This is a genomic window from Sphingobium sp. TKS, from assembly GCF_001563265.1.
Lineage (GTDB): Bacteria > Pseudomonadota > Alphaproteobacteria > Sphingomonadales > Sphingomonadaceae > Sphingobium.
On sequence record NZ_CP005083.1, the window covers coordinates 648,393 to 672,056 of the forward strand.

At 60.8% G+C, this 23,664-nt stretch carries 29 protein-coding genes; 25 read left to right on the forward strand and 4 right to left on the reverse strand.

Going from position 1 to position 23,664, the window contains the following annotated elements; genetic code table 11:
• The first annotated feature begins 9 nt into the window (after positions 1-9).
• From bktB to K426_RS03420, 15 genes are all read left to right on the forward strand, one after another.
• A complete protein-coding gene (gene bktB / locus K426_RS03350) occupies positions 10-1,206 on the forward strand; it encodes a beta-ketothiolase BktB (RefSeq protein ID WP_066553738.1) in 1,197 nt (398 codons plus the stop codon).
• 10 nt (positions 1,207-1,216) lie between these two features.
• A complete protein-coding gene (locus tag K426_RS03355; protein WP_066553741.1) occupies positions 1,217-1,909 on the forward strand; it encodes a DUF1275 family protein in 693 nt (230 codons plus the stop codon).
• A gap of 37 nt (positions 1,910-1,946) precedes the next feature.
• Positions 1,947-2,207, forward strand: coding sequence for an alkylphosphonate utilization protein (locus K426_RS03360; RefSeq protein WP_443018207.1), 261 nt, complete (start codon positions 1,947-1,949; stop codon positions 2,205-2,207).
• 161 nt (positions 2,208-2,368) lie between these two features.
• Positions 2,369-2,659, forward strand: a complete 291-nt coding sequence (locus tag K426_RS03365; protein ID WP_066553746.1) for a BufA1 family periplasmic bufferin-type metallophore — start codon at positions 2,369-2,371, stop codon at positions 2,657-2,659.
• Between the two features lie 31 nt (positions 2,660-2,690).
• The gene (gene bufB / locus K426_RS03370) at positions 2,691-3,602 is read left to right on the forward strand and encodes an MNIO family bufferin maturase (protein WP_066553748.1); all 912 of its coding nucleotides are present in this window, start codon (positions 2,691-2,693) and stop codon (positions 3,600-3,602) included.
• Positions 3,589-4,362 carry an HvfC/BufC family peptide modification chaperone gene (locus K426_RS03375; RefSeq protein ID WP_066553754.1) on the forward strand — a complete coding sequence of 258 codons (774 nt, stop codon included), beginning with the start codon at positions 3,589-3,591 and terminating at the stop codon, positions 4,360-4,362. The genes bufB and K426_RS03375 overlap by 14 nt, the downstream gene beginning before the upstream one ends.
• A 65-nt stretch (positions 4,363-4,427) precedes the next feature.
• Positions 4,428-4,817: a DoxX family protein gene (locus K426_RS03380; RefSeq protein WP_335339778.1), complete on the forward strand. Its 390-nt coding sequence runs from the start codon at positions 4,428-4,430 to the stop codon at positions 4,815-4,817.
• A complete protein-coding gene (locus tag K426_RS03385; RefSeq protein WP_066553760.1) occupies positions 4,814-5,338 on the forward strand; it encodes a sigma-70 family RNA polymerase sigma factor in 525 nt (174 codons plus the stop codon). The genes K426_RS03380 and K426_RS03385 overlap by 4 nt, the downstream gene beginning before the upstream one ends.
• A gap of 3 nt (positions 5,339-5,341) precedes the next feature.
• Positions 5,342-6,022 (forward strand): NrsF family protein, encoded by a 681-nt coding sequence (locus tag K426_RS03390; RefSeq protein WP_066553763.1) that lies wholly within the window; start codon positions 5,342-5,344, stop codon positions 6,020-6,022.
• Positions 6,023-6,393: 371 nt separating this feature from the next.
• Positions 6,394-7,557 carry an FAD-dependent oxidoreductase gene (locus K426_RS03395; RefSeq protein ID WP_066553766.1) on the forward strand — a complete coding sequence of 388 codons (1,164 nt, stop codon included), beginning with the start codon at positions 6,394-6,396 and terminating at the stop codon, positions 7,555-7,557.
• A 69-nt stretch (positions 7,558-7,626) separates the two neighbouring features.
• Complete coding sequence (locus tag K426_RS03400; RefSeq protein ID WP_066553771.1) at positions 7,627-8,196, forward strand: carboxymuconolactone decarboxylase family protein; 570 nt, start codon at positions 7,627-7,629, stop codon at positions 8,194-8,196.
• 100 nt (positions 8,197-8,296) lie between these two features.
• Positions 8,297-8,530, forward strand: a complete 234-nt coding sequence (gene nrtS / locus K426_RS03405; RefSeq protein WP_197672751.1) for a nitrate/nitrite transporter NrtS — start codon at positions 8,297-8,299, stop codon at positions 8,528-8,530.
• On the forward strand, positions 8,531-9,133 hold the full coding sequence (locus tag K426_RS03410; RefSeq protein WP_066553779.1) for a sigma-70 family RNA polymerase sigma factor: 603 nt from the start codon (positions 8,531-8,533) through the stop codon (positions 9,131-9,133).
• 2 nt (positions 9,134-9,135) lie between these two features.
• Positions 9,136-9,327, forward strand: coding sequence for a hypothetical protein (locus K426_RS03415; RefSeq protein ID WP_066553782.1), 192 nt, complete (start codon positions 9,136-9,138; stop codon positions 9,325-9,327).
• 168 nt (positions 9,328-9,495) lie between these two features.
• Positions 9,496-11,535 (forward strand): FAD-dependent oxidoreductase, encoded by a 2,040-nt coding sequence (locus tag K426_RS03420; RefSeq protein ID WP_237229921.1) that lies wholly within the window; start codon positions 9,496-9,498, stop codon positions 11,533-11,535.
• A gap of 168 nt (positions 11,536-11,703) precedes the next feature.
• Here the strand turns inward: K426_RS03420 and K426_RS31785 are convergent, their stop codons facing one another.
• Both K426_RS31785 and K426_RS03425 read right to left on the reverse strand, forming a co-directional pair.
• On the reverse strand, positions 11,704-11,874 hold the full coding sequence (locus K426_RS31785; protein WP_158511723.1) for a hypothetical protein: 171 nt from the start codon (positions 11,872-11,874) through the stop codon (positions 11,704-11,706).
• Positions 11,875-11,950: 76 nt separating this feature from the next.
• On the reverse strand, positions 11,951-12,373 hold the full coding sequence (locus K426_RS03425; RefSeq protein WP_066553788.1) for a MerR family transcriptional regulator: 423 nt from the start codon (positions 12,371-12,373) through the stop codon (positions 11,951-11,953).
• 103 nt (positions 12,374-12,476) lie between these two features.
• On the opposite strand from K426_RS03425, the gene K426_RS03430 reads away from it, so the two are divergent.
• From K426_RS03430 to K426_RS03465, 8 genes are all read left to right on the forward strand, one after another.
• Positions 12,477-12,845 carry a mercuric transporter MerT family protein gene (locus tag K426_RS03430; RefSeq protein ID WP_443018208.1) on the forward strand — a complete coding sequence of 123 codons (369 nt, stop codon included), beginning with the start codon at positions 12,477-12,479 and terminating at the stop codon, positions 12,843-12,845.
• Positions 12,846-12,857: 12 nt separating this feature from the next.
• Positions 12,858-13,187: a heavy-metal-associated domain-containing protein gene (locus K426_RS03435; protein WP_066553791.1), complete on the forward strand. Its 330-nt coding sequence runs from the start codon at positions 12,858-12,860 to the stop codon at positions 13,185-13,187.
• Positions 13,188-13,191: 4 nt separating this feature from the next.
• Complete coding sequence (gene merF / locus K426_RS03440; RefSeq protein WP_066553793.1) at positions 13,192-13,401, forward strand: mercury resistance system transport protein MerF; 210 nt, start codon at positions 13,192-13,194, stop codon at positions 13,399-13,401.
• A gap of 10 nt (positions 13,402-13,411) precedes the next feature.
• Complete coding sequence (gene merA / locus K426_RS03445; protein WP_066553795.1) at positions 13,412-14,836, forward strand: mercury(II) reductase; 1,425 nt, start codon at positions 13,412-13,414, stop codon at positions 14,834-14,836.
• A 70-nt stretch (positions 14,837-14,906) separates the two neighbouring features.
• Positions 14,907-15,425: a redoxin domain-containing protein gene (locus K426_RS03450; RefSeq protein WP_066553802.1), complete on the forward strand. Its 519-nt coding sequence runs from the start codon at positions 14,907-14,909 to the stop codon at positions 15,423-15,425.
• 139 nt (positions 15,426-15,564) lie between these two features.
• Entirely contained in the window at positions 15,565-15,879 is a 315-nt protein-coding gene (locus K426_RS03455; protein ID WP_197672752.1) for a heavy-metal-associated domain-containing protein, read from the forward strand.
• Between the two features lie 16 nt (positions 15,880-15,895).
• On the forward strand, positions 15,896-16,807 hold the full coding sequence (locus K426_RS03460; RefSeq protein WP_197672753.1) for a transporter: 912 nt from the start codon (positions 15,896-15,898) through the stop codon (positions 16,805-16,807).
• Positions 16,807-17,796 (forward strand): NHL repeat-containing protein, encoded by a 990-nt coding sequence (locus tag K426_RS03465; RefSeq protein WP_197672754.1) that lies wholly within the window; start codon positions 16,807-16,809, stop codon positions 17,794-17,796. Before K426_RS03460 ends, K426_RS03465 begins: the two co-directional genes overlap by 1 nt.
• 376 nt (positions 17,797-18,172) lie before the next feature.
• Here the strand turns inward: K426_RS03465 and K426_RS03470 are convergent, their stop codons facing one another.
• Together K426_RS03470 and K426_RS03475 are read right to left on the reverse strand one after the other, a co-directional pair.
• A complete protein-coding gene (locus tag K426_RS03470) occupies positions 18,173-18,628 on the reverse strand; it encodes a CBS domain-containing protein (RefSeq protein WP_066553807.1) in 456 nt (151 codons plus the stop codon).
• 93 nt (positions 18,629-18,721) lie between these two features.
• Positions 18,722-19,162, reverse strand: coding sequence for a thioredoxin domain-containing protein (locus K426_RS03475; RefSeq protein WP_082748401.1), 441 nt, complete (start codon positions 19,160-19,162; stop codon positions 18,722-18,724).
• A 176-nt stretch (positions 19,163-19,338) separates the two neighbouring features.
• Here K426_RS03475 and K426_RS03480 point away from each other — a divergent pair, with 176 nt between their 5' ends.
• Positions 19,339-22,374: a TonB-dependent receptor domain-containing protein gene (locus tag K426_RS03480; RefSeq protein WP_066561310.1), complete on the forward strand. Its 3,036-nt coding sequence runs from the start codon at positions 19,339-19,341 to the stop codon at positions 22,372-22,374.
• Between the two features lie 11 nt (positions 22,375-22,385).
• Entirely contained in the window at positions 22,386-23,654 is a 1,269-nt protein-coding gene (locus tag K426_RS03485; protein WP_066561312.1) for a NupC/NupG family nucleoside CNT transporter, read from the forward strand.
• Positions 23,655-23,664: the final 10 nt, after the last annotated feature.

Sequence of the window (23,664 nt, forward strand, 5' to 3'; positions counted from 1 at the left end):
GAACAGTTCTTGAACGACGTCGTGATATTGTCCGGTGCGCGCACCGCGATTGGCGATTTTGGAGGCAGCCTCAGGGACGTTGCCCCTTGGGAGCTCGGTCGTATTGTCATTGCCGAAGCCATCAGGCGCGCCGGAATCGATCCGGCGGATGTAGGTCACGTGGTCCTAGGCCAGGTTATCCAGAGCGAGCCGCGCGATGCCTATGTCTCGCGGATTTCCGCAATCGCAGCAGGAATTCCCGACAGGACGCCAGCGTTAACGCTCAATCGGCTATGCGGATCGAGCGTTCAGGCGATCATCTCGGCCGCGCAGATGATCGCGCTTGGCGAGTGCGACATTGCCGTCGCGGGCGGGGTAGAGAGCATGAGCCAGTCACCCTATGTGACAAAATCCATGCGCTGGGGCCGACGCATGGGCGATGACGTCGTGATTGATGCCATGAATGCCGTTCTCAATGACCCGTTCGGCGCTGGCCATATGGGGATGACGGCGGAGAACATCGCCGATCGTCACGGTATTACACGCCAACAGCAGGACGCTCTCGCGGCTCAAAGCCACAGGCGCGCGGCGCAGGCACAGCAGGAAGACCGGTTCCGTGACCAGATCGTGCCTGTCGAGGTCAAAAACCGTAGCGGCACGTTCCAGTTCAAGGTCGATGAGCATGTTCGCACCGACCTATCAGAAGCAGGACTTGCCAGCCTCAAACCGGTGTTCCGCAAGGAAGGCGGCACGGTGACCGCCGGGAACGCCAGCGGGCTGAACGATGCCGGGGCCGCGCTTGTATTGGCATCTGCCGCAGCGGCCGAGGCAAGAGGTCTTCGGCCGCGGGCCCGTGTGGTTGGCTGGGGGCATGCCGGTGTCGCACCCGAGGTCATGGGTCTGGGGCCGGTAGAAGCAGTTCCCATCGCATTGAAACGCGCTGGCCTATCGCTTGATCAGATTGACGTGATCGAAGCCAACGAAGCATTTGCAGCCCAAGCCTGCGCGGTTGCCAAACTGCTGGATTTCCTGCCAGAGAAGGTCAATCCTAACGGCAGTGGGATCGGACTGGGTCACCCAGTCGGTGCGACGGGTGCGATTATCACGATCAAGGCGCTCTATGAGCTGGAACGCATTGGCGGACGCTATGGTCTTGTGACAATGTGCATCGGAGGCGGGCAGGGTATCGCGCTCGTGATCGAGCGATGGCCGACCCGTGATGCGTGAGAGGTAAGCCATGAGCGAACCCGATGGGATAGGCAGACGCCCCAGTTCGCTGGATATCGGCAGGGCGGAACGCGCAATGGTGCAACTGGCCGCCATGCTGGCCATCCTTGCAGGCTTTATCAATGCCGTTGGTTTTCTGGCTTTCGGAGATGTCTTCCTGTCATCGCCTGAGGCCAACACGACGGTGCTGGGTGCGAGCCTTCCTGGTAAATTGGCCATCGCACAATTTGCGGCCGGAATGGTGGTCAGCTTTGTTGGTGGTGTCGTATTTACAACCCTGATCGTACACTGGTCGGATCGATACCGGCGTACAGTAGTCCTCTTGTGCACCGCGGTTGCCCTAACTGGTGCCTATCTCGCGTTCCGATCGAGCTTGGCCATCATTCCTGCCGTCCTCCTCGCCATGGCCATGGGCGCCGCCCATTGCCTATTCGAGAAGGACAACCCCGACCTCCAGGAGGCCTTGTCGCCTTCCGCACAGATCGTCCGGTTCGGGGAGGCACTCGCCGGGGGACGACATGGCGTGAACCATCGCCAGCTCGGCTTGCATGCATCCTTTTGGCTGGCTTTCCTGATTGGCGGGCTTGCAGGCGCTGGCGCGTGGATCACGCTTGGCGCCCGATCCTTTGCCCTGGCTGCCGGCGTGGCTGCGCTACTGACGATGCGCACCTGGCTGATCGAACGCGATCTCTTGCCTGCCTGAATGGCATTCCCTGAACTTTAGAGAACCCGATGAGTGGGTGCCCGCAGCCGAACTGGCGGAACAGCGCGCCAACGCAGGCCGGATCGAAGTCCGCGATGCTGTGGGCAACCTGCTTGCCGACTGCGATCAGGTGACCCTGATCAAGGATCTCGAGGTCAAAGGCGCAGGCCAGACACTCAAGCGCGGAACGCTGATCAAATCGATCCGCCTCACTGACGATCCGCAGGAAATCGACTGCCGATACGAAGGGATCAAGGGCTTGGTGTTGCGCGCGGAATTTGTTCGCAAGCGCGGCTGAATTGGAGCTTTGGCTGCGTGGGATCGGACTTGTCGAACTGTCTCTGTCGAGGTTCTTGGCTAGAGCGACCAAAATGCGATTGGCTGTAACCAATCAGGCGCCCGGATCGAATTGCATTGTGGGAGCTAAGCCAGGCTCATCAACGACAGAAGGAATTCCCAATGAATGGTCCTACGAAATTGGCTGCGGCAGCGGCCGCCGCCACGCTAGCAGCAGCAGTTCTGTCCGCTTCTCCCGCGGCCGCCGGTGCGCCGCAAGAGAAGTGCTATGGTGTGGCGCTGAAGGGTCACAATGATTGCAAGGCCGGACCTGGCACCAGCTGCGCGGGAACCGCGTCCGTCGACTACCAAGGCAACGCCTGGAAGCTCGTGCCGGCAGGTTCGTGCATCAAGCAGGGGGGCACGCTTGAAGCGCATGCAGGCAATACTCCTCCCGTCGCCCAGAAGGGCTGAAGCCCTCGGGTCGCACCGGAAGCTGGCTGACATGAAACGCCTGACCGAGCTGCCCCCCTTGGCGGGAATAGGACTGAAGCCCGAGCATTATGTATCGGTGCTGAATTCCGTGTCAGCCAGCACTTCCGCACCATTCCCGGCCTTGAGCGAGGCACCCGCCTGGATCGAGGTACATCCCCAGAACTATTATGGCGCGGGAGGCCCACCGCATCGGTGGCTCTCAACGATTGCCGAACACCTGCCCTTGAGCTTTCATTCGGTTGGGCTGTCACTTGGGAGCTCCGCTGGGCATGATCGCGCAGACCTCGATCACCTGACGGCGCTGTGCGATCGCTACGAGCCTGCGGTGGTCTCCGACCATCTCAGCTGGAGTGGTACTGCCTCCAATCGCTACCCGGATCTCCTGCCGGTTCCCTACACCTACGAGGCACTGGGGCATGTCGTGGCGCAAATCTCCATGGTACAGGACCGGCTGAAGCGACCCATCCTCATCGAAAACCCGTCGCGCTATCTCGCCTTTGCCGATGATGACATGGATGAGGTCGATTTCCTCCACCTGCTCTGCGAACTGAGCGGCTGTGGCATTCTCCTCGACATCAACAACATCGAGGTTTCGGCAACCAATCTCGGGCTCAACCCGATCGCCATGATCGATTCGATCGATCCGGACCTGGTCGGGGAGGTCCACCTCGCCGGCCACGCGCGCGAGCAACATGCGGATGGCCCGCTCCTCATCGACGACCACGGCTCCCCTGTCTCCGATCTGAGCTGGGCGCTGTTCACCCGGTTCATCGGACGCGCCGGTCCGCGACCGACGCTCATCGAATGGGACACCGATATCCCGGAATATGCGGTGTTGATGGCCGAAGCACGGACGGCCGGTGCGATCATGCAAGAGCAAGCCGCCATTGCGATGGTGGAGGCACTCCATGCTCACGCTTGATTTGGCACAGTCGGCGATGATGCGCTCGCTCGAACTGGGGCCCGACGAACTCCCCGACGGGTTGTTTGCTGGAACCCGGTCCCGTGTGCTGATGGGCATGAAGGTTCATGCCAACACGATCTCGCACGCCCGGCTCGTCGCTCTGGAGGATACGTTTCCGCGTACCCGAGCGCTTCTCGGCCATGAACGGTTCAACGAACACTCCCGGCGGTTTACTGGCTTGCCGGGAGTGACCGCCCGCACGCTCGCCGAGATCGGGGCAAGTTTCCCAGGCTTTCTCGATCAAGTCGGCGAGACCTGCACGGCGGTCGATCTTGCACACTTCGAATGGGAGTGGCTCGAAGCCTACCACGCGGCCGAAGCCTCGCCGCTCAGGCTTTCGGCGCTTGCCGGAATCGGTGAAGCCGCGATGCTAGAGGTTGAGATCGCCGGTCATCCGGCGGCCCGGATCGTCCACCCTGATCGCGCCGTGAACCACCTGCTTGGAGACGAAGTTCCTGGCCTGACAGAGGCTGAGGCGATCCTGATTGCCCGGCCCGATGCCGAAGTCTTCGTCTCGCCGGCGTCTTTGACGATGGCCAGAATGTTTACGGAAGTCGAATTGCCCACGAGCATCGGTAACCTTTTTGCCGGTCTCACCGAACCCGGCTGTAAGGATCGATTGCTGCCCGACGACTTTATGCCTGCGCTGATTGCGCTGATCGAGGCGGGCGCATTGCAGCAAATCGATCGTCGTTCGAACAACAGGTGGGATCGATGAATCGACTACTTGCTCTATACGACCGGGCCGTGGCCCAGCTTTCCGCAAGGCTACCCGAGAGTCTGATGCTGCTGTTCATGCGCGTCGTGCTCGCTGGCGTGTTTTGGCGTTCCGGGCAGACCAAGATCGCCGAAGGCACCTGGTTCACGATCAGCGACAATGCCTACGCCTTGTTCGAATCCGAGTACAGCGGGGTTCCACTGCCCAGCCATCTCGCTGCGGTCATGGCCACGGTCTCCGAACATCTCTTCCCGGTCCTGCTGGTGTTCGGCCTGTTGACGCGGTTTGCCGCGCTGGCGCTACTGGGAATGACCATGGTCATCCAGATCTTTGTCTACCCCGATGCCTGGTGGACTGAGCATTCGCTGTGGGTTGCCATGCAGCTTGCGCTCATCGTGCGCGGCGCCGGTATATTTTCTCTCGACGCGCTGTTTGCACGTGGCCGCGCCTCATGAGGCCCGACGAGGCCTCGCTGGCCCGCCTCATGGCCATGGCCCAAAACGGCGATCGACAGGCATACGGCGCCCTGTTGACGGAATGCCAGCGCTGGCTGCGGTCCTACTATTCGCGCCGCATTGCGCCAAACCATCTCGACGATCTCGTGCAGGATACCTTGATGGCACTGCACCGAAAGCTTGCCTCCTATGATCCGTCGCGCGCCTTCCTGCCCTGGCTTGCTGCAATCGCCCGTTACCGCTGGGTCGATCACCTTCGTCAGGTATACCGGGCCGATGAAACCGAGCTGGACGATCATCTGGCGGACGAGAGCGAAGAGTCTGTGGTCGCCGCCCGGATTAGTCTGGAACGATTGTTCGCCCAACTACCTGATAATCAGGCCCAGGCAATCGAATTGGTCAAGATCGAAGGCCTGTCGATCGCCGAGGCTGCCCGTGCCTGCGGCCAGAGCGAATCCCTGATAAAGGTCAATATTCACCGGGGGCTGAAGAAGCTCTCCGCGATGATCGAGAAAGCCTGAACGATGTCCCGCAATACCCCTCCATCGGTTGCCCCCTCCGTCGGCAACCCCACCGGCGTCCTGATTGCCCAACTGGTTGATGGTCTTGAGCCTGTTCGGCCGCTGCGCTTTTCAAGCGGACTGGGCTTTGCACTCGCCGGGCTGGGAGTGACCATGACCACGGTGGCCCTGCTGTTTGGCATCCGGCCCGATGTTATCACTGGCAGTTTCGATCCGGTATTCCTGCTCGCTACGGGCCTGTTTCTCTTGCTCGGTCTGGCCTGTGCGGTCACGGTGATCATGATGAGCCGGCCCCGCGTAGGCAGCGATCATGGCGGTTGGGTATGGGCGGTCGCCATGGCAGCGCTACTTCCGATTGCGGCCACCATTAGCAGTCTCGGCAGGGGACCGGCTGCCTTCACGGCCAGCGCAGCGCAGCAGGGCTTTGATTGCCTGATGGCTGGCAGTGGGCTCGCATTGATGACCTTTGCTGTATTGATCTGGTGGCTGCGGCGGGGCGCACCCACCTCGCCCGGGCGCGCTGGTCTGCTTGCCGGCATCGCCGCCGGCAGCTTCGGCATATTCGCGATCTCATTTCATTGCGATTCCAGCGACATCGTCCACATCGGGCTGTGGCACAGTGCCGTCGTGGTAGTAAGCGCCCTCGTCGGCAGAATCGCAGTTCCGCCGCTGATCCGCTGGTAGGTCGCGAGGCGGCCGTTCAGGGCGCGGCCAATGCCGCCCCGCGAACAACGCGGCGAGCCCCAGCAGGCCGATCAATCCCCCACGCAAAACGCCGAAAATCCGGCGAGGTTGGGGATTGCATCATACTGCTCCAACGTGAGGCCGACCGCGGATATCGCGAGGGCCGCTAAAGTAAGACGGATCAACCATCTGCCAAGGCGGAGCGGCCAGTCTGTTCCGTCAAGAGAGCTCGAAGCCTCGATTGCCAAGACGCGACATCAACAAGAAGGAACGGCCAGCTCAATCGCCGGGCGTTGGTCAGCCGAGTGGCCTGTAAGTTTCGGCGATTACGCGCGACAGAGCTGAATTGCGGCAAATGGAACAGGCCGAGAATGACAAGGCGCGTTATTTTGGCAGGCGGTGGCCATGCGCATCTGGCGGTCCTGGCCGACTGGGCCCGTGCGCCGATGCCCGGCACGCAGCGTTGGCTCGTCACGTCCTCGCGCTTCACGGCCTATTCCGGGATGTTGCCGGGCTGGCTTGCCGGGATTTACCAGGCACATGATCTGCTGATCGATCTCAAGCCGCTGGCGGAACGGGCGGGCGCACAACTGATCCTTGCTGACGTGGTCGGACTGGACCCTGCGCGTCGAACACTGAGCCTGTCATCGGGGGAGGAGATGGGGTTCGACCTCTTGTCGCTGGCTATTGGAGGCGAAACTGATACTTCCGCCCTCGCCGCTTCGGGCGACAGACTGTTACCGGTCAGACCGGTGGGCGCATTCATGGCGCGGTGGTCGAACCTGTTGGAAGCGAAAACCCTGGCTCCGGTGATAAATGTCGCCGTGGTTGGCGGAGGCGCGGCGGGCGTCGAGCTCGCACTGGGCGTTGATGTGGCTCTGCGTAACACCTTTCGGAGCTACCGGGTATCGCTCGTCACTCCTTCTGATGGCTTCTTGTCCGGTCACGCCGCCCAGGTGCGCAAGTTGGCCATTATGGAATTGGCGGATCGCGGCATCGCGGTTCATTTTACTCAGGCGGCTGGTGAGGATAACGGGTTACTGCTCGCGAGTGGGAATTTTCTCCCCGCCGATTGCATCATCGCTGCAACAGGCAGTCGTGCGCCGCGCTGGCTGGCGCAGTCGGGCCTCGCCTGTAACGAGCAGGGCTTTGTCGCCGTCGGGGCCGACTTGCGGAGTACCTCGCACACTGAGATTTTTGCAGCGGGCGACGTCATCGATCGCAGCGATCGCAAGCTGGAGCGGTCCGGGGTTCACGCAGTTAAGGCGGGACCGGTCCTGGCCGCCAATCTGCGCGCCACGTTAAGTGGTATATCGCTTCAGCAATACCAGCCTCGGAATCGAACGCTCTACCTGCTCGCCTTGGGAAACAGGCGCGCGATTGCTTCGTGGGGCGGCATTGTCACGTCGGGCAAGATGGCCTGGAGACTAAAGGATTGGATCGATCGTCTCTTTGTGGAGCGCCACCGCATGGCCGAGTTCAATCTCAGTCGTGACGAACGAGACGAAAAAGTAGGAATTTCTCATTTTGCATGACCACGATTTGAAATCCACTTTCACAGACAATCTGACGTAATTGAATAATATGAGGAACGAAAGTGCAGCATGAATGAGATAGCGACGTTCGATCGACACAAGCTCGAGATCTTCAATTGGCCAGCCTTGATGCAACACTTCGGTCCGATGGCGCAGCTTTGTCTGGGCGGCGGGGATTTGTCGCGCCAATTGAAGCAGGAGGCGTTCATGCTGCTCAGCCTTGCGTCGGGATGCCGGCATTGCCAGGCGCATGGCGGCTATGGCCTTCACCTTGCCGGCGTGCCTGCGGAGCGCATCCAGGCCCTCTGGGAATTCGAGCGATCCGATCAGTTTTCCGACGCGGAGCGGGCGATCTACTATTTTGCTATGGCGGCAGGTGCTTCGCCTAATGCCGTTACGCCAGAACACTACGCATCGCTTCGCCGGCACTACTCGGATCAGCAGATTACAGAACTGCTCGGCGTCGTTGCCATGAGCGGATTCCTGAACCGCTACAGCGACACTCTTGCAGTGGTAACCGATCAGGCGTCAGTCGATTGGGCGTCGAGTGTACTCGGGCCGGTGGGCTGGTCGCAAGGCAAGCATACCGGTTCCGGTGCTGAACAACGCGCCGGATTCCCGCGTATGCGTGAAAATTGACAGCCAGGGGTATGATGGAAGGGGGACAAGGTATGACGACTGACCACAAGATCACTACTGGCCCCGCACCGCTGCAGGCTTACGTCTGGGCATCGCTATCGTGAAGGCTGCCCGAGTAACCGCGTTGCTCCGGGCGATGGTCCATGGGCAGGTTGTCGGCAATGCGATCCGGGTGTCACTTTTCGTCGGCACCTGCCTCAACGCGATCAATCAGGGTTCGCAGATATGGCGCGGTGATGGCATCGACTGGGGCAGGTTCCTGCTTAACTACGCCGTGCCCTTTCTGGTCTCAAGCTATAGCGCGGCCAAGGTACGTGAGGCAGCGGAGGGCTGAATGGATCAATTCGCCGCAACAGAACTTGGCTTGGCCACCGCAGACCCTGTTTTCCTTGCCAGGGTCCGTGCGGACATGCTCCGGTTCGCGCGGCTGCAATTGCGCAATGACGACGAAGCGGAAGATGCGGTGCAGGAGGCGTTGGCCGGAGCGCTCAAGAATGCTGCAAACTTCCGCGGCGAGGCCGCCCTCAAGACCTGGATCATCGCCATCCTTAAGAACAAGGTGGCTGACATTTTGCGGCAACGCCAGCGTCGGCCGATCAACGCGAGTCAGATGGACCTGCCGGACCAGAATGGCGCACTGCCTGCGGTATTCGACCGGAAAGGCATGTGGCGGGATGCAGCTCGCCCGGCGCGATGGGAAGACCCCGAAGCCGAACTGCATTGCGCCCAGTTTCTGGCCGTGTTCGATGCCTGCCTGAATCGGTTGCCGCCCCAGCAAAGCCGGGTCTTCATGATGCGCGAAGTGGTCGAACTCGATACGCACGAGATCTGCAGCGAACTTGGGCTTTCGACCACCAACGTCCACGTCATTCTGCACCGCGCTCGTCTTGCCCTGCGCGCCTGCCTGCAAATCCACTGGTTCCAGGAAGGAGCCTGACCATGCTGAACTGCCATAATGCCACGTTCCTGATGTCGCAAAGCCAGGAGCGCAAACTGACGTTTTCCGAGCGGATGAAATTGCGTCTCCATGTGGGGATGTGCCGCGGCTGCGCAAATTTCGAGCGCCAGTTGCCGCGCCTTGGCGACGCCGCGAAGGTCTATGCCGTGCATTCCGATAACAAGGATGTGTAAGAACGAGACCGTCCACCCGACCAACGGCCATATCTCACCACCAGGAGGATAGGGCCGCTGAAACGCATTGCTGTCTTCGCGCTACTTGCGCTTACGATCGCCGCCTGGTTCCTGCTGGATCTCGGTCAATACCTGACGCTCGATGCCCTCAAGGCCCAGCATTCGGCATTGGAGGCGGTCTATCAAGCCGATCCGCTGCTGGTGATCGGGATCTTCTTTCTCGCCTACGTCGTGTTCAGCGGCGCCTCGGTCCCGGGCGCGCTAATTCTTACACTGGCAGCCGGCGCGATCTTCGGCGTCAGCACGGGCACACTCGTCGTTTCCTTTGCTTCTGCAATTGGCGCGACGCTGGCTTTTCTTGGATCGCGCTTCCTGCTTCACGATGCGGTCCAGGCGCGCTTTGCGGAGCGGTTGCGCCCGATCAACGCAGGCATCGCACGCGATGGGGCCTTCTACCTGTTCTCGTTGCGGCTGGTGCCCGTCTTTCCCTTCTTCGCTGTCAACCTGCTGATGGGCCTGACTCCGATCCGGACCTGGACCTATTACTGGGTTAGCCAGCTCGGCATGCTGCTGGGGACGGTTGTCTACGTCAATGCAGGCACCCAGCTCGCGCGGATCGAGAACCTGCGCGACATCGCTTCGCCGGGTCTCCTTGCTTCTTTCGCAGCGCTTGGACTGCTGCCGTGGCTTGGCAAATGGATCATGGCCGCGATCCAGCGTCGCCGGGTTTATGCGCGCTGGACCAAGCCGAAGCGGTTCGATCTCAACCTGATCGTGATTGGCGGCGGCGCCGCGGGTCTCGTTTCCTCGCTTATCGCCGCCACTGTCAAAGCTAAAGTGACGCTTGTTGAGGCGTCGAAAATGGGCGGCGATTGCCTCAACTATGGCTGTGTGCCGTCCAAGGCATTGATCAAGTCGGCACGGATTGCAGAGGCGATGCGCCATGCCGATACATATGGCCTGGAAACAACCGAACCGCGCATCAGCTTCAAGACGGTGATGGGCCGGGTACATGATGTGATTGCCGCTGTCGAACCGCACGACAGCGTGGAGCGCTACACCGGTCTCGGCGTCGATGTGGTCAAGGGATATGCCAGGATCGTCGATCCCTGGACGGTCGAGATTTCCCGCGAGGATGGCGGCGTCCAGCGCCTGACGACGCGCTCCATCGTGATAGCGGCAGGCGCAGAACCGCTGATCCCCGATCTTCCGGGACTGGAGGGTTCGGGCTATGTCACCAGCGACACGCTGTGGGAGCACTTTGCCAAACTCGAAGAAATGCCTCGGCGCATCGTCGTGCTCGGCGGTGGGCCAATCGGCTGTGAACTGTCGCAGGCCTTCGGCCGCCTTGGTGCCGAAGTAACCCAGGTCGATCGCGGTGGGCGACTTTTGCCGCGCGAGGATGCCGATGTTTCGGCACTGGCCCGGGCAGCCATCGAGGCTTCCGGCGTGACCGTCCTGACCAGTCACGCCGCACTCCGCGTCGAAGTCGCCGACGAAGCAAAGCGCCTGGTTGCGGTCTGCAACGGCGGGGAAAAGTCAATCGCATTCGATGCGCTGATCGTCGCTGTCGGACGTAAGGCCCGATTGTCGGGTTATGGCCTTGAAGATCTCGGCATCGAGACGCAACGCACCGTCATCACCGACGATTACCTCGCGACGATCTACCCCAATATCTATGCCGCCGGCGACGTCGCGGGGCCATATCAATTCACGCATGTCGCCGGACATCAGGCATGGTTCGCCAGCGTCAACGCCCTGTTCGGCCAGTTCAAGCGGTTCAAGGCCGATTACCGCGTCATTCCGTGGACGACGTTCATCGATCCGGAAGTGGCGCGCGTCGGCCTCAACGAGCAGGAAGCGCGCGAAAAGGGCGTGGCGCACGAGGTCACGATCTTCCCGATGCACGAGCTTGACCGCGCCATTGCCGACAGCGCGACACAGGGCTACGTTAAGGTGCTGACGCCTCCGGGAAGGGATCGTATCCTCGGCGTCACCATCGTCGGCGAACATGCCGGCGAACTGCTTGCCGAATATGTGCTGGCGATGAAACACGGGCTTGGCCTGAACAAGATTATGGCCACGATCCACACCTATCCGACCATGGCCGAGGCGAATAAATATGCGGCGGGCGAATGGAAGAAGAAGCATGCTCCGCAAGGCTTGCTGAGGCTTGTGGAGCACTACCACGATTGGCGGCGCGGATAGGGAGCATACCCCGCCTGCAAGCCAAATAGGGGCCTCGACAAATGGGTCGATATAGGAAGGGAAGCTTGCCAGAGGCCGGAACTTGTCGGGGCAAATGCAAAAGTAATGCTGGCAACATGTTTGAAGGCAACCGCAGTCGCGCCTGCTGACGAAGCGGCAACCGCCAGATCAGCTTTTCAGCTCGCCGATGATAGCCAGTCGAATCGAGGCATTTGGCGTTGTTGCCGGCGCTATGATCGCGGTCTTTGTCTGGATGTTTGGTGAGGAAGGGAATGCCGCATTTGCAGTAACGGGTGCGATACCAAACTCATTGCCGGTGCTGGCGTTGCTGAGATGCAAGCTCGATCCTTGCGGCAAATAAAATCGGCGTATCGACCTCGCACGAGCCTCGCGCATGGGCACCGTCAATCAAGTGTTACAAGGCGTTCGGCTGCGAACAATTGAGCACATCGAGAATTGCACATTCCGGCGTTGTATCGCCCGAACACAATCCCGCCATCCGTGAGAGTTCGGCCTCGATTCGCATGAGGTCACCAATACGCTCACGCACATCTGACAAATGCTTCTCGGTCCTGCTCTTCACCTCGGTGCATGTCTGTTTGCCAGTGTCGGTCAACGACAATAGCGAGCGAATTTCTTCCATCGCGAAACCCAGGTCGCGTGCGCGCAGGATGAACCGCAACCTTCGCACCAGCTCGGGTGAATAGACTCTATAGCCGTTCGCACTGCGCGGAGGTGGGGGCAGCAATCCCACCTTCTCATAGTAGCGGATGGTTTCGAGGTTGCAGCCCGTCCGCTTTGCCAACTGCGCCCGCAACAAACCTGGCTGTCGATCCATCAAAAAAACCCCTTGAGCCTGTAGCTGCTACAGGGATTACACCGTGAATCGGGAAATCTGAATGGAGTTTTTCGCGATGCCATCATCACCGGAATCGAGACCATTGCCCCTCACTCCCGACAAGGGAGAAACTGGGGCCAACTGGATTGCGGCCGGAGCCTTGATCGGCGCGGGGCTGGCTTCGGCCTGCTGCATCGTGCCGCTGGCTCTCGTTTCGCTCGGAATTTCCGGTGCGTGGATCGCCAATCTGACGGCGCTCGAACCTTACAAGCCCTATGTAGGAGCCGTTACGCTCGCGATCCTCGGCTTCGGCTTCTGGCACGTCTATTTCAAACCGAAACCGCCCTGCGCGGACGGCTCATATTGTGCCCGCCCACAATCGGCTCGCATCACCAAGACGGTGCTGTGGATTGGTCTCGTCATCGTCATCGCAGCGCTCACGCTCAACTGGTGGGCGCCCTGGTTCTATTGAAAGGATACAGTCATGAAGAAGACCATCCTCACCGGCCTCGCCGTGCTGGCAATGACCGGCGGCGGCGTTGCCTATGCGATTGGCGGCAAGGCGCAGAATCGTCCTGCAGCTTCCGCTACAGTGCAGCGTCAGACCACCCTCGCCATCGAAAACATGACCTGCGCGCTCTGCCCAGTAACCGTGAAGAAGGCGATGGAAGGCGTGGCGGGCGTGAATTCCGTCGCGGTCGATTTTAATGCCAAGACTGCCACGGTCGCGTTCGATCCATCCAGGACAACAATCGCCGCCATCGCGCAAGCTTCGACCCGCGCGGGCTATCCGGCGCACCCGATAAAGGGCTGAGGCGATGAAGGATCGGACGCTTATCGGCGTCGGTGTCACCGGTGCCGCACTTGCAGCGTTGTGCTGTTTCACGCCGGTGCTTGTGGCGTTGGCCGGGATAGTCGGCCTTTCGGCGATCACCGGCTATCTTGATTATGTGCTGTTGCCTGCGCTCGTGTTCTTCGTTGGCCTCACCATCTTTGCCGTTGTGCGGCAACGACCCAAAACAAAGTAAGGGATTCCACATGACCGACTGTTGCACCCTGCCGACGCGGGATGGATTTGACGTGGCCGTCATCGGCGCTGGCTCCGCCGGTTTTTCCGCCGCGATCACCGCCGCCGAGCTTGGGGCGAAAGTGGCGCTTGTCGGGCATGGCACGATTGGCGGCACCTGCGTCAATGTTGGCTGCGTTCCGTCCAAGACGCTGATCCGCGCCGCCGAGGCGGTGCATGGCGGACTTGCCGCGCGCAGGTTCCCGGGGCTTGGCGGAACCATCGCACTTGAAGACTGGCGCGAGCTCGCGGCAGCGAAGAATGAACTGGTCGCGGGCCTTCGCCAGAAGAAATATGTCGACCTGCTGCCCGCCTACCCCGGTGTCAGCTATATCGAGGGTAAGGCGCGCTTTGCCGATAGCGCGCTGATCGTCGGCGATGCGCCGATGCCGGCCGACAAGATCATTCTGGCGATGGGCGCACGCGCGGCTGCGCCGCCTATCCCGGGGCTGGACTCTGTGGCCTTCCTTACCAGCACCTCGGCGTTGGCGCTCGATCGTCTGCCGAAATCGCTGCTGGTGATTGGCGGCGGGGTGATTGGCGTCGAACTGGGGCAGATGTTCGCCCGCCTGGGGGTTGCCATCACCATCTGCTGCCGCAGTCGCCTGCTTCCTGAGCTGGATCCGGACGTCAGCGCCGCGTTGCGAGGTTATCTCGAAGCCGAGGGAATCCGGGTTTGTGCGGGCGTTCGTTATCAGCGCATCGAGCAGACCGCGGGCGGGGTCGAACTGACTTGCGACGGAAGCGCACCGTCCTCGACCATCGCGGCAGAGCAAGTGCTGATCGCCACCGGGCGCCAGCCCAATAGCGACGGACTGGGGCTGGAGGGACGCGGCGTAGCGCTTGACCCACACGGCGGGATCATCGTTGATGATTATCTCGAAACCGGCGAGCCGGGCATCTACGCTGCTGGCGATGTCACCGGGCGCGACCAGTTCGTCTACATGGCTGCCTATGGCGCGAAGCTCGCCGCGCGCAATGCGCTCGAAGGCAACCTCCACCGCTACGACAATTCCGCGATGCCTGTGGTGGTTTTCACCGATCCGCAGGTCGCCAGCGTCGGCCTGACCGAAACGGCTGCGCGGGCGCAAGGGCTGGATGTGAAGGTATCGCTTCTCCCGCTCGATGCCGTTCCGCGCGCACTGGCGGCACGCGATACGCGCGGGCTGATCAAGCTGGTTGCCGACAAGGCGAGCGATCGCTTGCTCGGCGGGCAGATCATGGCCCCCGAAGGCGCCGATTCGATTCAAACTCTTGTGCTGGCGATCAAGCACGGCATGAGCGCCGCAGACCTTGGTGCGACGATTTTCCCTTATCTGACAACGGTGGAGGGCCTGAAACTGGCTGCGCAGACGTTCGATAAGGATGTCGCCAAACTGTCCTGCTGCGCTGGATAAGTAGTTCAAGGCTTTGTCCCAGGCAAAGATAAGCGATGCGGATGACGGGCCAGATGCTGGAGAAGAATCAATGGATCAGTCCCAAAAGCTGCAAGCAGGGGCACTCATGCCGAAATTCAGCGTCGCCAAAGCGGGCGGCGGCGAAATCAAGCTCGGTGATCCTTCAGGGTGGCAAATGGTGGTTGTCTACCGCGGCAGACATTGTCCGATATGCCGGAAATACCTCAATCGCCTCGAAGGATTGTTCGACAAATTCCGCGAGATCGGGACTGAGGTCGTTGCACTTTCCGCCGATTCCCAAGACAAGGCCGAAGGCCAGGTTGCGGCTGAGGGGTGGCGCTTCCCCGTTGGATACGGCCTCACGCTGGAGCAGATGCGATCGCTCGGTCTCTTTATTTCCAAGCCTCGATCGCCGCAGGAAACAGACCAGCCGTTCCCGGAGCCCGGCCTGTTTGTTCTTACTCCCGAAGGGCGGATACAGGTGATTGACATATCCAATGCACCCTTCGCCCGGCCCGACCTTGAAGGGGTATTGGGCGGTCTCAGATATATTCAGGGCAGCCAATATCCGATCCGCGGGACCGCATGATGACGCGCGGGTGCCGCTGGCGCAGTTGCGGCTCTCACTATGGATGCAAGCGACAACCGATGAGCAGGTCGGATGAAACGACTTTACCAGCCTTACAGGTAAGGTGCGCATTGTCCTTGCAGGATTGGAGAGCACGAGCATGAAAACCCTGTCGCGCTGCGTGCTGGGCATTCTGGCTTTGGCATCAATGGCGAGTGCCGCGCTGGCCGCCGGTCCGAGCTACCAGATTGAAGTCGCCGGTCTTTCCTGTCCCTTCTGCGCCTATGGCATCGAGAAGAAGTTGACCGCAATCGTGGGCGTAGAGCGTGTCGAGACGAATATCAGGGCAGGAACTGTCACGGTGACCATGAAGGATGGCACGAGGCTCGATCGAGCGACGGCGGAAAGGGCCGTCAAGGCCGCTGGCTTTACCTTGAAGGAAATTAGGCCGCTCACAACGGGCAGCGGCCAATGAAGCACCGGGCGTCATCGTGAGGCATCTGTACAGTCTTGCTCTCGGCTTCATACTGGTCGCGATGGTGATCGGCAGCTCATCGGATGCTCGTGCTGCGCCGGAGACGTTCAACAGCGCGCTACCCGTCGCGGAAGGGGATTTCATCTTCCGCGAGCAGTTGCTTGCGATCAAGGCCAACGACGATCCGAGCCCCGCTGACGGGAATCTTGAAATTCTCGGCGGCGTCTCGGTGCTCGGTTACGGCGTTACCAGCGACCTGGCGATCTTCGGCATGCTACCCTGGCTCGACAAGCAAATTGAACTCACGATGCCGAGCGGCCAGCGCATCACCCGCCGCACAAACGGCATCGGCGATGCGCAGGTCTTCGCCCGCTACACAATTTTTCAGAAAAACTTGCCCGGCAGAAGTATTCGTATTGCGCCGTTCGTCGGGGTCAAGATGCCCACGGGCGATGCCGACGACCGGGACCGTCTGGGGCGTCTGCCCCCACCGTTGCAATCCGGCTCGGGTTCCTGGGACCCGTTAGGCGGCGTGATCGCGACCTGGCAGACGCTCAATTACGAAATCGACGGCCAACTTAGTTACAAGGCCAATACGCGGGCTAGCGGCTTCAAGTTCGGCGACGAATTCGAGGCCGATGCTTCCATGCAGTATCGTTTGTGGCCGCGTAAACTAACTGGCGGCGTGCCCGGCTTCCTCAATGGCGTCATCGAGACGAACCTCTCGCATCAGGCTAAGAATGAGATTGCTGGTGTCAGCGATCCAGACTCCGGCGGCACGAAGCTGTTGCTCTCGCCTGGTCTCCAATACGTTACAAAAAAATGGGTGGTCGAGGCCATCGTGCAGCTACCCGTCGTTCAGGATCTGAACGGCACGGCACTGAAAGATAATTATGCGGTGCGCGCCGGATTCAGGGTGAATTTCTGATGGCCATGATCAAAGCGCGCACAGCGCTCAAAATCCTCTGGCTTTTCGTCGTCTGCCTCGCGGTCCTGGCCGCGGTGGGCTGGATCGCTTTTGTCCCCTCGGCGAAGGAGCCGCCGTACGTATTCGTCAAAGCCTGGGGCAGCAAGGGCGCCGGCCCAGGTCAATTCAATGACCCGACGGGGATCACCGTTGCCAATGGCGAGGTGTTCGTGGCGGACTCGCGCAACGGTCGCATTCAGGTCTTCGGCTCCGATGGCAATTTCAAACGGGTGTTCGGCAAGCCGGGTGACAAGTCCGGCGAGCTTGGCCGGCCGATGAACCTGACAATCCACGATGGCGAGCTCTATGTGCCCGAATATTTCAACGATCGCATCCAGGTGTTCGACCTGAATGGCACGCCCAAACGCACTATCGGTAGCTCGGGCGACGGCCCGGGACAGTTCAGTGCGCCGGGCGGGGTTGGTGTCGGTAAGAACGGCGAACTCTATGTCGCCGACTTCTACGGGCAGCGGGTTCAGAAGCTGAGGGCGGACGGCGCATTTGTGCGCCAGTGGGGCAGCACCGGCCAGAAGAGTCACGCGGACGGCAGCTTCACTTATCCAACCGATGTGGCGCTTGACCGAATGGGCAACATCTATGTGGCCGATGGCTATGGCAACCGGATTGAGGTGTTCAATCCCGACGGCGCTTTTTTGCGCAAATGGGGCGGTCCGCTCGCGCGCGGCATTTACGGTCCGTTCAACGGCTGGTTCACCACGGCGACCGCGATTGCGCTCGACCCTCAGGGCAATTTGTTCGTCTCCGACTTCTACAACCACCGCGTCCAGAAGTTCGCAGCCGACGGCACATTTCTCACGAGCTTTGGCACGAAGGGCGCAAACGCAGGTCAATTCGATCACCCGATAGCGGTGGCGGTGGCAGAGGATGGCAGTGTGTTCGTCGCCGACTTCTTCAACGACCGCATTCAAAAGTGGCAGCCGAAAAAATGATCGATTGACCGGTAGGGATCGGCATAACGCAAAGCCGGACATGCCGGGTTCGCACGGCGCAGCGGTCTGATCGCATTCCAGCCTGAGGCACGCGTGCTGCCCGGTGCCGACTGCCCGGCCCCTCTCGTCCAACGTTTGCTCAAGACCCGGAACTGGAACTTTTGGGACCACCTGAACGAACAACCGAGTGGGCTGCCCAGCCGAGCCAGCTGGTCGGAGGAGACTATCGAATGAAAAGGCCGATCATGGCCTTCTTTGCTCTTGCCTTTGCATTGCCTGCGCTTGCCGCCATCGAACTGGCATACCTATTCCGCACCAGCATTTACCCAGCTCCAGTCCGCCAGCAGACAGCCGATTGCGGACAGCAGCCCCATATTCAGCCCGGCAAAGCAAGGAGATGCGAGCGCGCCATGTCACGCAGAACACCAGCTTCGAGCTGAGCTTCCTCGAGCAAGGCAGCAACCAGGTCCCCGAGCGACACAAGGCCCGCTACGGCTCCAAGCATGCTTCTCACCACGGCATGCCGGCAACGCTCCCTGGTCATAGTCCGCATGACGTCGGCAGCATTGTCCTCGCAATAGCAGGTCGGAACCGGGTTGCGCATGAAGGCCGTCACTGGGGCTTTCAGAGCATGCGGACCATGCTGGGCGATGGCCGCCGTCAGTTCGTGCTGTGTAAGGAGCCCGATGATCGCAGATGTGTTTCCATCTGCCACGCCGACTGACCCGATCGACAGGCGATGCATCACATCGGCCGCTTCCGACATTGACGTCATTTCGGTCACTGTCTCGAACTGACGCCCATTGCGGTTAACGATTGCGGCAATCTTCATATCAGGCACCTCCAAGTGATTGCTCCCTTCAGTCTATTCGGGAGATTTGGGAGCCTGGTTACACGCGCCGAGGCCGGGAGGCCGAAACGGGCCTCAAGTCGCACTCCGCAATAGCTCGAAAAGCGCGGCTTCATTGGTCGGCGCGCCGCGTGCGACCTCACTGGTGCCCTTGAACACAACCAACGTGCCGTACCCGTGCAGTTTGAACCGCTTCCACACCGCGTTCGGCGTTTTCTCTCCGATCCTAAGGATCACTATATTCCTGAACTGTTCCTGTGAGCGTAGCCGCTCAAGGATCGGCGACTGGATTCTGCATGAAAGGCACCACGGCGCGTAAGTCTCCACGACGACAGCCAGTCCTTCTGCCTGTGATCTCGCAAACGCAGAATCGTCGAAGGGGATCGGAGCTGTGCCCGTTTTGACGTCGACTCGAGGAAAGGCCGATTGCAGCGAACTTGCGCTTTCGGCGCGTGCGCCGAGCGGCAGCGCGAGTGCAAGCGACAGAACCGTCAAAAAATGACGCGGTCCCGGCATCAAGGCTTCTCACTAGGCATCCTGACACTATTCGCGGCGCGGAGCGCCAAGGTTACATGGCGCAAGCGGCGCGATGAAATCCGGACCGCTGCTGTAAGGATCTGCGCGGACTTTCGACAAACGGCGAACCTTAAAAATTTTGTCCCTTGTCGAATTTCTGGTTCCGGAGATTTTCCTTGCCCTTGTTCCACCGCTCATTCGCCGGAAGTGCCATCGCGGCGGTCGCCATCTCAATTGCGGCTCCGGCACATGCCCAGCAGGCCGGTATCGAGATTGCCCTGGTCGATGCCGAAACCGGTAGACCTGTCGCCAATGCCGAAATCACGGTCGAAAACCCCGGCATCGGCTACAAGCGGAGCCTGCGCAGCAATGCACAAGGGCTGGTGCGGCTCGATGGCCTGTCGACGGCTGGGGACTACCAGATTTCCACCGCCAGTTCGGACCAGTACAGCGCGTCCGCTCCCGCAACGGTTGCTCTGCGCTCGAACTTTGCCAGCAGTGTGACCTTGCGGCTCTCACCGGCAGGCACAGGCTCGATTGTTGTGACCGGCGTGCGCGGAATCACCGGCATCAATACCGTCAATGCCGAAGTCTCTGCTTCGCTCAAGCGAGAGGAATTGGTGGCGCTGCCGATCGAGGGGCGCGATGTTATCGGTTCGCTCATTCGGCTTCCCAATGTTGTGCCCTCGACTGGCTTTTTCCCTGAAGCGCCGGTCGTGTCGATCAACGGTGCGAATGGCCTCTACACGAACTATCTAATTGATGGGCTCGACAACAACGAGAATTTCCTCGGCGGGCCGAGGTTTCCCGTACCATTGGGATTCACACGCGAGGTCACCGTTCTCGCCAACAGTTACTCAGTCGCTTACGGACGCACCGCCAACGGCATCGTGAACTACACTTCGCCAGCGGGAGGCAATGACTACCATGGCGAGGTTTATGCGCTGATCCGCCCCGGCAGGCCGCTTGACGCGACATCGCCATTCCCCGGGCGCGACCTGACTGGCAATCCGGTCGGCGGCAGCTTTCAGCGCTATCAGGGCGGGTTCAGCGTGGGCGGCCCGATCGTGCGGGACAAGACTTTCTTCTACGCCAATTTCGAAGCTACGCGCGACCACAATGTACAAGTCGTCGACGCCCCGACACTGGGCACCGTGGCCAATGTCACCGGCGAGAACCGGTTCTATCTCGGTTCTCTGCGGTTGGAGCACCGACTGACTGACGATTGGACACTCAGCCTGCGCGCCAATTTCGGCCACGTCACGGTTGACCGACCCGGCGGCGATATTGGCGCCGGAAACAACACGTTCCCGAGCGCTGGCTCAACTCAAGATCGCTATTCGACCAATATCGCAGCCAGCGCCCACTATGCGGGGGATGAATGGAACTATGACGGTACAGTGCAGTACAGCCGGTTCCGCTGGAACTATGCAAAACCCAAGGGCCCAGCCGGCCCCCAGGTAGCCATCGAGGACCAGACCGGCCTAACGATCGGGACGGTGGGCAGTCCTGGCTATGCTTTCAACGATCTCGAACAAACCTGGCAAACAACCCAGCGCCTTGGGCGGCGTTTTGGCAATCACCGTATCAGCGTCGGCGCCGACATCATGACCTCGCACTTCAGTCTATTTGGTGGCGGAAATGCGGCTGGCAATTACACGGTCAGGCTGACGCCTGCGCAGATCACGACGCTGCAGGCGCAAGAAGCAGGCCTCAATCTGGGGGCCAGTCAGGTTCTGGCTCTCAACCCGACCGTGATCGATTATTCGGTGGAATTGCGTCCGCAAGCCTTCGGCACCAGCCAGACGCAACTGGGCTTCTACGCCGAAGACGAGTGGCATCTGAGTCCAAAACTCACGGTCACAGCCGGCTTGCGCTGGGATTATGATTCGCTGACCGCCAAGGGAACTGGGCATGGCCAGCACGACAATTTCGCCCCGCGCGTTGCGGTCAATTACCGGCCCGATGCCCGCTCCTCCTTGCGGTTTGGCACCGGGCTGTTTTACGGCAAGATCCCCTATACGGTGATTTCGGATGCCTTGCAGCGCAATTCGAATTCAGCGGGGTTCCTATCGCAACTCGAGCAATTGCAGGCCAAGGGTATTATCCCCTCGAACGTCAATCTCCAGGACCTGACCTTTGCCGGCAACCTCGCTGTCAATCCCGCCTGTTCCTCGGTGTCGGCCTGCCCGACGCCGGCGCAGGTGCAGGCGCTGCGCGGCACGGCGACCAGCAGCGAGATCCGGATCCTGAACCCGCATGGCTATCAAGACCCTTACAGCGTCCAGATAAGCGGCGGATACCAGTTCCAGGCGAGCAGCACGATCACGCTGAGTGCGGATGTCATCTACAGCCACAGCTACAATCTGGTGCGGCTGCGCGACCTCAACGCGCCGGCACCATTTTCGCCCAACCTTGCCAATCTGACCGCCGCCAATATTGCCCTGCTCCAATCCCAGCCAGATGACACTTCCCGGCAGGCTCTGGCGCAGGCGCTCGGGCTGGTTCGCTCGCAGGCGGCTGCGGATGCCTCCCGGCCGGTGGCGCTAGTGCCCGGCGGGGCCACCGATATCAGCATCTCCGACACCTCAGGGCAATCAATCTATCGGGCGGTCATCCTTCAGATCAACAAGGCGCGCGGTGGGGATTTCTATGCTTTCCGGCTGTCCTACACCCTCTCCAAGCTCACCAACAACACCGACGATCTCAATTATCTGGCCGCCAGCAACGGCAGTTCGGACTGGGGGCCATCGGTGAATGACCGCCGCCATGTCATCTCTGCGGTGGGCTATCTCTACCCCATCGCGGGGATGACCGTCTCTGTTGCCGGACTGTTCCAGTCCGGCCAGCCGGTGAATCTGATTCCCGATGCCAGCATCTTCGGAACCCAGGACCTGAGCGGTCTGGGGCAATCCTTCGGGGTGAGTTACGTCGGCAGCTCGGACCGATACCCGGGGGCGACGCGCAATTCAGGGCGCCTGCCCTGGTCGAAAACCGTCGATATCGGCCTGCGCTACGCTTTGCCGATGCTTGGCGGGCGGTTTGAGGTGAGCGCTGACATTTTCAATGTGTTCAATACGAACAACTGGTCAGGCTTCGCCAATGCCGCGACCACGTCCAACCAGATCCAGTTTGGCGGTAGCGCACCCTATGTGCAGCGCAATTCCGGGCCACCGCGCGAATTCCAGTTCGGCGCTTCCTACAAGTTCTGACCGTGGTGGACATGCACATACTACAACAGGCACAGGGGCTGATCGGCCTTGCGCTGATCCTGCTGACCGCCTGGGCCTTTTCGGAAAACCGCAAGGCCATGCCGGGCGGCAAATGGATTGCGGGCGCGCTGGCGATGCAGATCGGCATGGCGCTGGCCTTTGTGCGCGTGCCGGTGGTCTGGCGCGCCGTGGGTGTGATCAATCACGGGGTCGAGGCGATCGAGAAGGCGACATTGGCCGGATCGAGCTACATGTTCGGCTATCTGGGCGGGGCCGCACTGCCGTTTGCGCTCAAGCCGGGAGTCGAACCGCCAACGGTGATCGCCTTCCAGATCCTGCCGCTGATCATTGTCTTTTCCGCGCTCACCGCGCTGTTCTGGCACTGGGGCATCCTGCGCTGGACGGTGAACGGATTGTCCTGGGTCTTGCGCCGCACTTTGGGCGTGACGGGCGTGGTCGGGCTCAATGCGGGCGCCAATATCTTCCTCGGCGTGGTCGAGGCGCCGCTGATCGTGCGGACCTATTGCGCCACCATGTCGCGCGCCGAACTTTTCGCCGTGATGGTGCTGTCGATGGCAAACATTTCGGGCGCGCTGCTGGTGCTCTATGCGACCACGCTGTCGCCGATCCTGCCCGATGCCGTGGGGCACATGATCGTGGCTTCGTTCCTCTCTCTGCCGGCCGCCATCCTTATCGCACGGATGATGGTGCCCGGGAATGCCGACGAGCCCGACAGCGCTGAAGTAGAACCCGAAGTGCATTACGACGGCACCATGGATGCGATCCTGCGCGGCACGATGGAAGGCGTGCAATTGGTCCTCGCCGTGATCGGGATCATCATCGTGATCTTCGCGCTGGTCAATCTGAGCGACCAGATCCTCGCCAACCTGCCCTTGGTTGATGGCCAGCCGATCACGCTCAAGCGCACCTTCGGATGGCTGTTCGCTCCGGCCATGTGGGCAATTGGCGTGCCGTGGGGCGAGGCGCCCGCCGCCGGGTCGCTGATGGGCACCAAGACCATCCTGAACGAATATGTCGCCTATCTCGAATTCGCCAAAGTGCCGCTTGGTACGTTCAGCGCACGCAGCCAGTTGATCGTCACCTATGCGCTATGCAGTGTCGCCAACCTTGCCAGTGTCGGCCTGCTGGTGACGACGATCAGTACGCTGGCCCCGAACAGGCGGCGCGAGGCGGCGCAGCTTGGCATGAAGAGCTGGATCGCCGGCAACCTCGCCTCGGCCATGTGCGGCGCGGTCATCGGCCTGGTTACCCCGGTCTGACGATGCTGGA

Excerpts from the sequence above, each read along its gene's own strand:
- K426_RS03390 (WP_066553763.1), top strand. The coding sequence starts at position 5,342 with ATGTCCCGCAATACCCCTCCATCGGTTGCCCCCTCCGTCGGCAACCCC.
- bufB (WP_066553748.1), top strand. The coding sequence starts at position 2,691 with ATGAAACGCCTGACCGAGCTGCCCCCCTTGGCGGGAATAGGACTGAAG.
- K426_RS03465 (WP_197672754.1), top strand. The coding sequence starts at position 16,807 with ATGGCCATGATCAAAGCGCGCACAGCGCTCAAAATCCTCTGGCTTTTC.
- K426_RS03485 (WP_066561312.1), top strand. The coding sequence starts at position 22,386 with ATGCACATACTACAACAGGCACAGGGGCTGATCGGCCTTGCGCTGATC.
- K426_RS03425 (WP_066553788.1), bottom strand. The coding sequence starts at position 12,373 with ATGGATCGACAGCCAGGTTTGTTGCGGGCGCAGTTGGCAAAGCGGACG.
- K426_RS03365 (WP_066553746.1), top strand. The coding sequence starts at position 2,369 with ATGAATGGTCCTACGAAATTGGCTGCGGCAGCGGCCGCCGCCACGCTA.
- K426_RS03455 (WP_197672752.1), top strand. The coding sequence starts at position 15,565 with ATGAAAACCCTGTCGCGCTGCGTGCTGGGCATTCTGGCTTTGGCATCA.
- K426_RS03475 (WP_082748401.1), bottom strand. The coding sequence starts at position 19,162 with ATGCCGGGACCGCGTCATTTTTTGACGGTTCTGTCGCTTGCACTCGCG.
- K426_RS03355 (WP_066553741.1), top strand. The coding sequence starts at position 1,217 with ATGAGCGAACCCGATGGGATAGGCAGACGCCCCAGTTCGCTGGATATC.
- K426_RS03450 (WP_066553802.1), top strand. The coding sequence starts at position 14,907 with ATGGATCAGTCCCAAAAGCTGCAAGCAGGGGCACTCATGCCGAAATTC.
- merA (WP_066553795.1), top strand. The coding sequence starts at position 13,412 with ATGACCGACTGTTGCACCCTGCCGACGCGGGATGGATTTGACGTGGCC.
- K426_RS03470 (WP_066553807.1), bottom strand. The coding sequence starts at position 18,628 with ATGAAGATTGCCGCAATCGTTAACCGCAATGGGCGTCAGTTCGAGACA.
- K426_RS03415 (WP_066553782.1), top strand. The coding sequence starts at position 9,136 with ATGCTGAACTGCCATAATGCCACGTTCCTGATGTCGCAAAGCCAGGAG.
- merF (WP_066553793.1), top strand. The coding sequence starts at position 13,192 with ATGAAGGATCGGACGCTTATCGGCGTCGGTGTCACCGGTGCCGCACTT.
- K426_RS03410 (WP_066553779.1), top strand. The coding sequence starts at position 8,531 with ATGGATCAATTCGCCGCAACAGAACTTGGCTTGGCCACCGCAGACCCT.
- K426_RS03385 (WP_066553760.1), top strand. The coding sequence starts at position 4,814 with ATGAGGCCCGACGAGGCCTCGCTGGCCCGCCTCATGGCCATGGCCCAA.
- K426_RS03375 (WP_066553754.1), top strand. The coding sequence starts at position 3,589 with ATGCTCACGCTTGATTTGGCACAGTCGGCGATGATGCGCTCGCTCGAA.
- K426_RS03395 (WP_066553766.1), top strand. The coding sequence starts at position 6,394 with ATGACAAGGCGCGTTATTTTGGCAGGCGGTGGCCATGCGCATCTGGCG.
- K426_RS03400 (WP_066553771.1), top strand. The coding sequence starts at position 7,627 with ATGAATGAGATAGCGACGTTCGATCGACACAAGCTCGAGATCTTCAAT.
- K426_RS03435 (WP_066553791.1), top strand. The coding sequence starts at position 12,858 with ATGAAGAAGACCATCCTCACCGGCCTCGCCGTGCTGGCAATGACCGGC.
- K426_RS03380 (WP_335339778.1), top strand. The coding sequence starts at position 4,428 with ATGCTGCTGTTCATGCGCGTCGTGCTCGCTGGCGTGTTTTGGCGTTCC.